The 7,845-nt window shown below is 39.3% G+C and carries 3 protein-coding genes; all 3 read right to left on the bottom strand.

The features are described 5' to 3' along the window. Window positions 1-6,441 (bottom strand): YDG domain-containing protein (locus tag ACFSR3_RS08580; RefSeq protein ID WP_379820604.1); only part of this gene is annotated, 6,441 nt, incomplete at its 3' end. Window positions 6,442-6,647: 206 nt separating this feature from the next. Then, window positions 6,648-7,676, bottom strand: coding sequence for an endonuclease (locus tag ACFSR3_RS08575; protein ID WP_379820603.1), 1,029 nt, complete (start codon window positions 7,674-7,676; stop codon window positions 6,648-6,650). Window positions 7,677-7,700: 24 nt separating this feature from the next. Continuing rightward, window positions 7,701-7,845 (bottom strand): T9SS type B sorting domain-containing protein (locus ACFSR3_RS08570; protein WP_379820631.1); only part of this gene is annotated, 145 nt, incomplete at its 5' end.

Below are 7,845 nucleotides of genomic sequence, written 5' to 3'. Positions count from 1 at the left end.
AGCAGTTGAAGCAAGCTCAGTACCACCATTAGCAGCAGCATACCATTTAAGGTTTGTACCGGTAGCAGTAAGTTGTGCTACCGTTGCAGTATTACAGAAACTAAGAGTTATTGCAATAGGAGCAGGAGTAACATTTACAGTTACCGCTACCTGAGTCCTTGTACTCTCGCAGTTGTTTAATGTTTGCGACACGAAGTAGTTACCTGTTGTAACCGTAGCAGTTGAAGCAAGCTCAGTACCACCATTAGCAGCAGCATACCATTTAAGGTTTGTACCGGTAGCTGTAAGTTGTGCTACCGTTGCAGTATTACAGAAAGTAAGAGCTGTCGCTGTAGGGGCAGCAGTAGTGTTAATTACAATATCGCTACCATTATCATTAATGCTGGTGGTTAGTACCAATCCGCTTGATAAGTGAACTATACGTACTCTGTAGATCCCCGCCACAAGTGTCGATGGAAGTGTAGCCTGTATTGGGCTTGTATTTGAAGAAGTGCTTATTATGTTAGAAAAATCATTAGGGAATGTTCCTGTTGCATCAGAATGCTGAACATAGAAACTTCCCGAGCTAAACGTACCCTGTACTGTATAAGCTATATCTACAATGTTTTCAGTTCCTGAACAATATGGGCCATAAGTTACAGTTGTAGTGGTTATTGCCGGAGCAGGATCTACAACTGCTGTAAGTGGTACCTGGATAGAGCCATTTCCTCCTGAAATGGTTAGAGTTCCATTGTATGTACCTTGTGTCTGGCCTGCGGCAAATCGCACAAATATTTGCGGATTAGTCTGGTTTACATTTCCACCTGTATAGGCAAAGTTTCCGGTAGTACCATAAGATCCTATACCCATAGCTAATTCAAAGCCTGCAGATGTTGTAAGCGTAATATCGCCTGAAGCAGGAACTAAATTTATTGCATTTAGTACAGTAAGCTGGGTTGCAGCCGATGGTCCCTGACCTTGTACCGCAGTAAATGATATTGAGACAGGTGTTGCAGTTATCTGAGGTGCAGGTAATACTGTTAATACTCTTGTAGTACTTACTGCATTATATGTAGCATCGCCTGTATTTGATGCAGTTATGTTTGCTGTACCGGCTCCGGTAATTGTAATCGTTCCATCCTGTGCTATTGTCGCTACCGATGTATTAGAACTTGAGTAGTTTACAGCTAATGGAGCTGAGTTCGTTACGTTGATACTGAATGGTGCATCATTATCAAATTTATTAGGTATCGGATCGGGGTTGAATGTCAGGAATTGATCCAGTTTATTTATTGTATATACCAGTACTTTATTATCAGTACCATAGTATCCTGATGCCTTAAGATTGATATTGTAAACACCTGCAGGTGTAGTACCGTCAAAAGTTATAAGGCCATTACTGTTTATTGTTGCTCCCGTTGGTAAATTGGTTGCGCTTAAAGCGATAACCGGAGTACCTGTAGCAGTAATTTGGTACATTTCAGAATCTCCTACAAATGAATTTGCAGCTAAAGTACTTGTTATTTGCGGCGCTGCCGGAGCAGGGGTTAACGATCCATAAACTGCAAGTCCGTAATCCGTTGAAGAAGGAGAGTTAAAGCCCCATCCACCGGTTGTTGTTTGTCCGCTGGCATAGAATCTGAATTTTACAAGTGTATTTGATTGTACATTTTGTAATGCTGTCACTCCCGAAAGGTCAACATTAATGCTCACAGGATCACCTGCTGCATTCATTATTGTCATGCTCGGAGAACCTATAAGTGTAAAGTTGGTTCCATCAGTACTGTAGGCAAACTGGTTCGAAACACCCGGAGAAGCTCCAAAAGTAACTGTACCATCAAAAATTGCAGAAATACTGCTAAGATTTAATTGATATGTATCGCCTGAAGATACTGAGAACTCAAAGTAATCGGTATTGGTAACAGCTATTCCTTCGTTTTTAAAACCAACTGTCCTGAAAGAGTTAGAGCCGGTAGAAGAAACTGCATTTGCTCCTCTGGTTAATGTTTTTGATGAATCCAGGTTAGTATTGGATATATCTGCGTTAGATGTTGCAGGGCTGCTTTCACCTGTAAAATTCCATCCTAAAAGCATTGAAGGGGTTACAGCTGCCGGATTAATAATTAACCACCCGTTGTTAAGTACAAACGAGTAATTATCAGCCGAACCTCCGTTAATGTCTATTGCGTATGCACCTACAGGTGATCCTGCAATGGCATTGGTAGTCAATGTAGGAGATACAAATCCTGACGCTGTTGCTGCTGTTTGTCCTCCGGCAAATCCCGAATAAGTTATAGTAAGAGCAGGGTTTGTAGCTCCCTGTGCTTTGGCTTTATTATCAGCTGTTGCTGTAAGTGTTTTTTTAATTATTTCTCCTGAAAGTCCCGGAGTTGGTTGTGTTAGTATGTAGTTAGCTGCTGATGTACCGGAAAGACTTAGTGTTAGAGGAATACCAGCTCCAACATTTGCTGAAGCGTAGACACCCGTAACGTTTACGTTATCACCTGCAATTACTCCATTCAATACAGCACCATTAATAACGGCACCATTGGTTGTGGCATCATATGTTTTTGGTGCTACAGTCGCAGCTGAAATATCTGCGGTTAATGTAAGCGGTGTAATTGATGCCTGGAAAGTTTGAGATGCTACGGTATAGTTTGCAGCATCAGTTCCCTGTAGAGTAAAGTTGGCTGTAACGTTTTTATTGTTTCCTACGGCATTATTGGCAAAAGTACCTAATGCAGTTGTTGCGGTCAATGTAACATCGTCTCCAGCTATAATTCCTGAAGCAACAAGCTGGGCATTGTTTACAGTTGCATTAGCAGTCTGATCATATATTTTATCAAGGGCAGTAGCTGTTACACTAAGTTGTTTAACTGTAATGTTTGCAGTAAGTCCTATTGGCTGTGTAAGCGTATAGTTTGCAGCATTTGTTCCTGTAAGTGTACTTGATGAGGTAACAGCAATGCCATTTGCAACATTTTCGGAAGCAAAAGCACCAGTACCATTAAATGTTACCGACTCAGTACCAACAATACCCGAAAGCGTACCTGTAATAACTGCTGTTGTGTTTCCGTCATAAACTTTATTTTGAGCGGCTGCATTTGTTATTGTAAGGGCTTTAGGTAAAATATTTCCAGTAAGTGTCGTAGTTTGGATAAGCAGGTAATTAGTTGCAGCTGTTCCGCTTAAAGCAAGATTATTAACAGTTATACCTGTACCCGGAGTTGCCTGTACAAAATTACCTCCTGTTAAAGTTACTAATGTTTCATCTCCTGAAACAACACCTGTCAGAGTTGGTGTAACCAGTGTAGCGTTTGTTGTGTTATTATATGTTTTATCAGCTACAGTAGTGGCAATGGTGTCAACTGTCAGATCTTTAGCAGTAATAGCTGCCGTTAGTCCTGTAGGTTGGGTAAGTGTATAATTTACTGCATCTGTACCTGTTAATGTAAGGTTTGCGGTTATAGGTTTTGCGGCACCTACATTAAAATTATTGAAGGTACCATTTCCTGTAACAGTAACATCATCACCTGATACAAGGCCATTAATCTGTGAAACAGTAATGATGGCATCAGTGGTTCTGTTATATATCTTATCTGAAGCTACAGCATTAACGGTTAAGGTTAAAGATGTAATGTTTGCTGTCAGTCCTGTAGGTTGTGTCAATATATAGTTTGTAGCATCTGTTCCCGATAGGGTAGCATTAGAGGTAACAGTTATACCGTTTCCAACATTTTCAGAAGCAAAGGTACCTGTACCATTTAAACTAACGATATCTCCGCTTAATATTCCTGTAAGTGTTCCTGTTATTGCTGCTGAAGTAGTAGCATCATAAGCTTTGTTTGCAGCTGTTGGAGTTGCAAGTGTTAGCGTTGCAGGGAAAATGTTTCCGGTTACGTTAGGTTGTGTTAGCGTATATTTAAAATTATCGGTACCTGTTATGGAATACTGAGCCGTAACAGGAATATTGTTACCGGCATCATCAGTTGTGAATGTTGCTGCTGATATTAATGTTACATTATCACTATTAATAACACCTGATAAAATTCCGTTAGCCACTGCTGTTGTAGTTTTATCATAGGTCTTATCTGCAATAGCAGCATTAGAAACCGTAAGTGTTTTAGGAGTTACAGTTAATTGCTGTTGTACTGCCGGTGCAGGATTATAACTACTGTCTCCTGATTGGTTAGCAGTTATTATTGTATTTCCCGGTTTTATTATTGTTACCGTATTTCCATTTATTGTGGCTACAGAAGTATCAGAACTTGTGTACGTAACATTTAAACCTGAATCGGCTGTAGCCGAAAGGTTAAAATCAGCGTCACCGTAAGTAACATTAGCAAGGGAATTGAATGTTATGGTTTGATCCTGAAGAGATATGCTTGTAATATTAGCCGTAAGTCCCTGTGGTTGTTCTAAAGTATAGTTAGCTATAGAGGTTCCTGTAATGCTGTAGCCTGTTACCACTACCGGAATTGCAGCACCTGTATTAGGATCACTAAATACAGCAATTGCTCCTGTAGTATCTAAGGCTACATCGTCAGTATTTACGACTCCATTAAGTATAGGTGTACCGGTAATTGTAGCTGATGTATTGCCATCGTAAGTTTTATTATCTATTTGTATTCCACTAATGGTTAATTGCTTTGCTGTAATGTCTGCAATAATTCCACTTGGCTGAGTAAGAATATATTTGCTTGCCGATGTACCTGTAAGCTGGTAACTTACAGTTACTGACTTAGAAGTTCCAACTGCTGAATTATTAAATGAAGCAGTGTAGCTTCCTAATGCAACGTTGTCAGATCCTACTATTTCAGAAGAAGTAACTGATGCTCCATTAACCGTAGCATCGGTATTTCCGTCATACGTTTTATTGTTAGCTGTAAGACCTGTTATAGTAATAGGTTTTGCAGCTACGGTAAGTGTCCTTACTACATCAGTAGCAGCATTATAATTAGCATTCCCTGATTGAGATGCTGTTATGTTTGCAGTGCCGTTGCCTACAATAGTTACTGTATTTCCTGAAATTGTAGCAACCAAAACATTTGAACTTACATAAGTAACCGTTTCACCGGATGCTCCACCGGTTGCAGCTAATGTAAAGTCGCTATCGCCATAGGTTTTTGTAATATCAGAAAATATAATTGATTGTCCTGCTTTAGCTACTGTCAAAGTGTGAGCAAGGCTGGCTGCATTATAATTGTCGTTTCCGGCCTGAGATGCCGTAATAGTTGTTGTTCCTGCTCCAATTATCGTAACAGTATTTCCTGTTATAGTTGCAACATTGTTATCCGAACTTGTATATGTTACCGGTTCGCCGGAAGCACCTCCGGTAGCTGTAAGACTAAAATCTACATCTCCGTATGTTTTAGTAATATCGTTAAAATTACTTATAGTTTGGTTTTCCTTGTTTACCGTTAATGTACGCACCACATCATTAGCAGCGTTATAGTTTGCATTTCCTGCCTGAGATGCTGTAATATTTACCGTTCCGGCGCCAACTATAGTAACAGTGCTGCCAACTATTGTAGCAACCGCAGGATTTGAACTTACATAGGCTATCGGTTCGCCAGATGAACCGCCTGTTGCGGTAAGATTAAAATCGGCGTCACCATAATTTTTTGTGATATTTGAAAATGTAATTGTTTGATCGGCTTTGTTTACCGTTAATGATACATTATGAGTATCAGTACCCTGGCTATTAGTTGCTGAAAGTATTATATCATATACTCCTACAGGACTATTAGATGCAACATTTATCTGATTGTTTGTAGTATTTAGAGTTAGCCCTGAAGGAAGACTTCCTGAAGGATTTAGAGTAGCAGAGACAGTAGGAGCAGGGGAACCTGTTAAGGTATAACTGTAATTTCCTGCCGTACCGTATGTAAATGTTTGAGTAGCATTTCCTCCCAAAACAGGTGCAGATGGGCCCGAAACAGTAACGATTATGTTAAGTGTTTTCATGTGTGAATACCCCGTACCATTTACACCATTACTGGTACCTCGTACAATATTTATTGTAGCTGAATTTCCGGATGTTACTGTTTGGCTTGCAGCCGGAACGTTTATATTTGGTACCGTTGTTCCTCCACTACAGCTGCTTGTTGAAGTGAAATTGACAAGTTTCGTTCCATTTATAGTAGATGAACCATTTATAAACTGGAAGTTGAAATCGTTTTTACCGGAACCACTTCTAACTGCTACTCCCGAAATAGAAGTCACTGTAAAGCTATATCCCGGCTGAGCAGTTAATATCATCTGGATATTAGCATTTTGATTGCTTGGACTTGTAACACAAGTATTAACACCATTATAATTAATGTCAATACCTGTTACAGTATTTTCTACTACGTTAATCCCTCTGTTAATTGTATAAGTTTGGGACCATGCAGTGACAGCTGTCAGGAAGAAGAGTAAAATAAAAAATTTCCGTAAGGTTTGTTGTTGTTTTAATTTCACGTGTGTAATTTTTGATTAGTAATTGTTTTTGTGTGTGTTGATTTTCAGTGGGATACAAAAATGGTGCTCACATGTTAATTAGGGGTGTTGTTTCTATCAACTGTCTGTTAGAAATATGTTATCCATATTAAAAAAAGTAACCCTGTGTGTAAACACAGGGTTAGATGTTAATGAAAACTATTAAAAAAAACTACCTAAATTCTTTGCTATTGCTTTATAACCCTAAAGGTTTTGCCCGAGTATTCATTACTTATTTTTATAAAATACAATCCGGCTGCATAATTTGTGAGGTCGATGCTGTTTTGGGTTAGCCCAGATTTTATAAGTTGTCCTACATTATTGTAGACAGTATAACTTTTTGCTTCCTGAGCATTGTTTATATATACTATTCCGGTGGTTAGGGTAGGATAGAGGGTTATGTTTTCGGCAACAAAATCTTCATTGCTTAGCAGCCCCCATTTATCTTCTGCTTCTGGCCCGTTCCATATACGGGTTGCCAGATAAGGATTGTCAATAAACGGATTTCGATTTCCCTGCATATTTTGCAAAACAGTATTTCTATTCATTTCATATTGACTAACAGGATCTTCTTCATTCCATTCCAAAAATATATTTGGCATATCTGCACTAAAAGTAGCACTGCCGGAGCCTACAATTACTGCCTGACACTGTGTTGGATACCTTAAGTACATATACATCATCATTCTGGCTACATCTCCTTTCCATTCGTCACCAGGATAAAAATAACCTCCGGCTATTACAGTTGCATTGCCTAAACCATCGGCAAAACGGTTGTTTCCTCTGTCGTTATTCATGTCTGAGTCAATAGCTCTTAAATGATGAGCATCTGCCCCAGGACCGACATATTCCAGATTTGGAGTGCCAAGAGAGCGTGGAAAAACATGTTCTCTTACCCAAAGCCCATCGCAACTGGTAGTATGACAGCTTAAGTTTTTATTTCTTGTTCTGTCATTATCATTGTTGGAATCAGTATCATTATAACCATAGATCAGAAAAACATTGTTTGTGTTATCAGGGTCCAGGTCAGATTGTTTTAGAGCGTCCCATACCTCAGGGGTATATGTCAGTTCATTTGTATGTGTTGTTGTTATTAATGTTGAAAGTTGATTTTTCAAAGTATTGCCTGTCTGACTAAAGTCAATGGTATTATAGTAAGCTGGTATTTGCGCCAGGCAGTAAACAGGAAATAAAAGAGCAATTAAAAATTTATTCATTATGTATTTATTGAGTATATATTCTTATCTCTTCAGTGAGAAATGCGATTTGAATTCACGTATCACGGTTGTTGTACCGTCATATTGCGGGTAGGTTACCGTAAACCAGTAGTCCGTTGCCGGTACCGGTGTACCGTTGAAGGTACCATCCCATCCATCACTGTCTGGG

This window comes from Flavobacterium suzhouense, assembly GCF_042684765.1.
GTDB lineage: Bacteria > Bacteroidota > Bacteroidia > Flavobacteriales > Flavobacteriaceae > Flavobacterium > Flavobacterium suzhouense.
Note: the sequence above shows the minus strand (reverse complement) of the source record. Positions and strands in the feature narration are given on the sequence as shown.

Excerpts from the sequence above, each read along its gene's own strand:
- ACFSR3_RS08575 (WP_379820603.1), bottom strand. The coding sequence starts at position 7,676 with ATGAATAAATTTTTAATTGCTCTTTTATTTCCTGTTTACTGCCTGGCG.